The organism is Okeania sp., from assembly GCF_983059655.1.
Genome location: NZ_CEZPJD010000047.1, coordinates 16,430 through 19,341, shown reverse-complemented (window position 1 = coordinate 19,341; position 2,912 = coordinate 16,430). Strand labels below are relative to the sequence as shown.

Annotated in this window: 5 protein-coding genes; 1 reads left to right on the top strand and 4 read right to left on the bottom strand. The window is 34.4% G+C overall.

Going from position 1 to position 2,912, the window contains the following annotated elements:
- Positions 1-746: DUF4384 domain-containing protein (locus tag AC3DU7_RS05120; RefSeq protein WP_488038275.1), on the bottom strand; the 746-nt coding region annotated here is incomplete at its 3' end.
- A gap of 263 nt (positions 747-1,009) precedes the next feature.
- On the opposite strand from AC3DU7_RS05120, the gene AC3DU7_RS05115 reads away from it, so the two are divergent.
- Positions 1,010-1,186: a hypothetical protein gene (locus tag AC3DU7_RS05115; protein WP_488038274.1), complete on the top strand. Its 177-nt coding sequence runs from the start codon at positions 1,010-1,012 to the stop codon at positions 1,184-1,186.
- 93 nt (positions 1,187-1,279) lie between these two features.
- Here AC3DU7_RS05115 and AC3DU7_RS05110 read toward each other — a convergent pair whose 3' ends face one another.
- From AC3DU7_RS05110 to AC3DU7_RS05100, 3 genes are all read right to left on the bottom strand, one after another.
- Complete coding sequence (locus AC3DU7_RS05110; RefSeq protein ID WP_488038273.1) at positions 1,280-1,495, bottom strand: element excision factor XisI family protein; 216 nt, start codon at positions 1,493-1,495, stop codon at positions 1,280-1,282.
- 3 nt (positions 1,496-1,498) lie between these two features.
- A complete protein-coding gene (locus AC3DU7_RS05105) occupies positions 1,499-1,711 on the bottom strand; it encodes a hypothetical protein (protein ID WP_488038272.1) in 213 nt (70 codons plus the stop codon).
- Between the two features lie 279 nt (positions 1,712-1,990).
- A partial coding sequence (locus tag AC3DU7_RS05100) for an HhoA/HhoB/HtrA family serine endopeptidase (RefSeq protein ID WP_488038271.1) occupies positions 1,991-2,912 on the bottom strand: 922 nt, incomplete at its 5' end.

Here is a 2,912-nt window from a genome sequence, read left to right as displayed (position 1 = left end):
AATTCCTGCAAATGCTCTCCCTCAAGACGTAAAGGTGGTTGCTCTGGTTTCGGCAACCAATCTAACTTTGGACGTTCAGGAGCGATCGCCACTATTATTTCCTCAACCCCAGGTTTACCACTCAGTTTAAAAGATTCTCTAAATGCTCCCTCCATTGGCAACGATACTGCACCCGCTTCATTAAAACTAGGAGAAGGCGCAAGAAACGACGGCGACAAACAATAAAATTTACCAGAAGTACCTTTTTCCAATAGAGTCAAATATCCCGGACGTTCCAACTGTACCTCAAATTTAATCTCAGTTCCCAAAGGTACGCGATCGGGATAATTAGAATCACATTGCCACATTTCCATTGTGCTCATCCTTGGGAAAACAGGACCCATTTTATTAGTTGAAACAGCCATATTTTTCAATAGATACCAACGATAAACTATTTCACGCAACCACCGTTTAGCAATTTCAACTTTATCTTTTGTTGCTCCATCAAAATCACAACCTTCAACCTCTAGTTTTTTAAATATTGTCTTCAAAGAGTCACGCAGAATAATATCTGGCGTTGCTTTTTGACTAGCATTTTCTAATAAATTCTTTGATAAAACATCAGCCAGTGCTGAATTATTCAAATCATCATTATCAATTTTAAATCGTTCGGTAAATATCAGTCTGTTTTTATCTTTAAGCATCAATTTATCGGCAATTTTTTTCAGAAAATTAGGCTCATTATTTTTGTAAATTTCATCTAACATGATTAACTATTCCTTTTCAATATGTTCACCTATAATTATATTTCGATAAATTCAAAATTGCCACAACAATTCTACATAGTTCTACATGAATCTACCTGGCTCTACATAGATCTATTTTGATTAAAAACATATATTTTTGCTACTATTATTGATTTTTCCTGCTTTTGTTTAACTTCTATACAACTCCTAATACTTCTATAGGCAAAACCTAAATTTACTAACTAATCTAATAGTTATAGTTCAAAAAAAATCAACAGAATCAAATGTCTAAATCAATCAAAATATTATTAATCTCAATCCTTGCTGGAAGTATTTTCAGCATTATATCAATCAGCACTAATCAAAATGCCAAAAAAATTAGTCAAGCTATTGAAAGTGGAGTAACTATGACATCTAGTATATCTGCTTTACTAATCAGCTTAAAAGATACCAACGAATAATTAAGGACGTTGCACGCAACGTCCCTACAGGGTTATCATTCTACCTTGCCAGACATTTTTCATCCCCATTTACTATTAAAAAAGCTTATTTTTCTAATTAACTGCAAATTCTTTATAGGGACGTACTTCTGGTGGATGAAAACCCAAAACAATTTGATTTTTCGGAATACCTGCATTAACTAAATCTAAAGCGATACCATCCTCTAAAGCATCTCGATGTATCCAGATTTTATCTCCAATTACTTCTACATGAACTAGACATCCATGAACTTGTACATCATTCTCCCATCCCTGAGTAATTAATAACAAGACTTACGCATGAACGCTATTAGTAGGGTGTGTTAGCGCTAGCGTAACTGAGCGACACCCTATATATAGTGCCTTTGCGTAAGTCCTGAATAAAAAATTATTCTTATCTTCGCCAATAATTAAACGACATTGTAAATCTCCATAAGCATAAGGAATTTCTGTATATTCCTGAAGTTGCTGTCGAATAGTTTCTTGATATTGAACTAAGATATCCATTATAATAATTAATAATTAATAATTAACAATTAATAATTGTTGAACGTATCATGATAGAAGTCTTTAGCTGGCATTAATTCTTTTTGTTGAATGGATAAATCAATCTATAAATTAAGGCAAAAGTGGGAGCATCTTGCTCCCTTACTATTCTTGCCTTAACAGATACAACGGATTCCACCTTGGTGAGGGACACCCACGCGAGCAAGATGCTCGCACTGGGAACATTCAATTATTAATATCTGTACTTCATATACTTGGAATCTGCTGTATTACTACATTCTAAGAAATCATTTGTCCACTGACAACAAATAACTGTTTTTCTCTACCATTTCGTAGAATATTAAATTGCAATTTTTGACCGACACCACCAGCTTCAACTTTCCTCTGTAATTGTTCAGCACTAATTATTGGTTGATTGTCAATTTCTAGAATTACATCTCCTCTCCGAATGCCCGCTTTTTCTGCCGCAGTACCAGACAAAACTTTCGTTACTAAAACTCCTTTTACCTCTGGCAAAATTAACATAGAATTGGGGTCAGCATTATTTTCTTTGGCAATTTCTGGTGTTAGAGAAATCATCTGAATACCAACAAAAGGATGGGGTACTTGTCCTCCACGAGCTAATACATCTTTAATTTCTTTAGCTTTATTGATAGGAATAGCAAAACCAATACCCATAGCATCAGCTCTAATTGCAGTATTAATCCCAATTACTTCACCCCTATCATTCAACAACGGACCTCCAGAATTTCCAGGATTAATAGCTGCATCAGTTTGGATAAAATCTAATCTTTTATCAGGAATTCCTACTGCTGAACTAGGACGTTTTAAGGTACTAATAATTCCTAAAGTAACAGTATTATTAAATCCCAAAGGATTTCCTACTGCTATTGCCCAATCTCCTACTTGTACAGAGTCAGAATTGCCAAGAGCTGCTACTGGTAAAATTTCACCTTTTGTCTCAACTTTAACTACTGCTAAATCTGTAACTTTATCTGTTCCTTTTACTTCCCCCATAAACTTTCTCCCATCATTTAAGCTCACAGTAACTTTGTCAGCCTTATCTACTACATGAGCATTAGTTAAAATGATTCCTTTTGAGTCAATAATGAAACCAGAACCTTGACCTTTTAATACTTCTTGTGAAGGAGGTTGTATTGGTAATTCATTACCAAAAAAGCGTTCAAAAAAAGGATCTTCA

What these genes read in the sequence shown, in the direction of transcription:
- AC3DU7_RS05115 (WP_488038274.1), top strand. Translation starts at nt 1,010, where the DNA reads ATGTCTAAATCAATCAAAATATTATTAATCTCAATCCTTGCTGGAAGT.
- AC3DU7_RS05105 (WP_488038272.1), bottom strand. Translation starts at nt 1,711, where the DNA reads ATGGATATCTTAGTTCAATATCAAGAAACTATTCGACAGCAACTTCAG.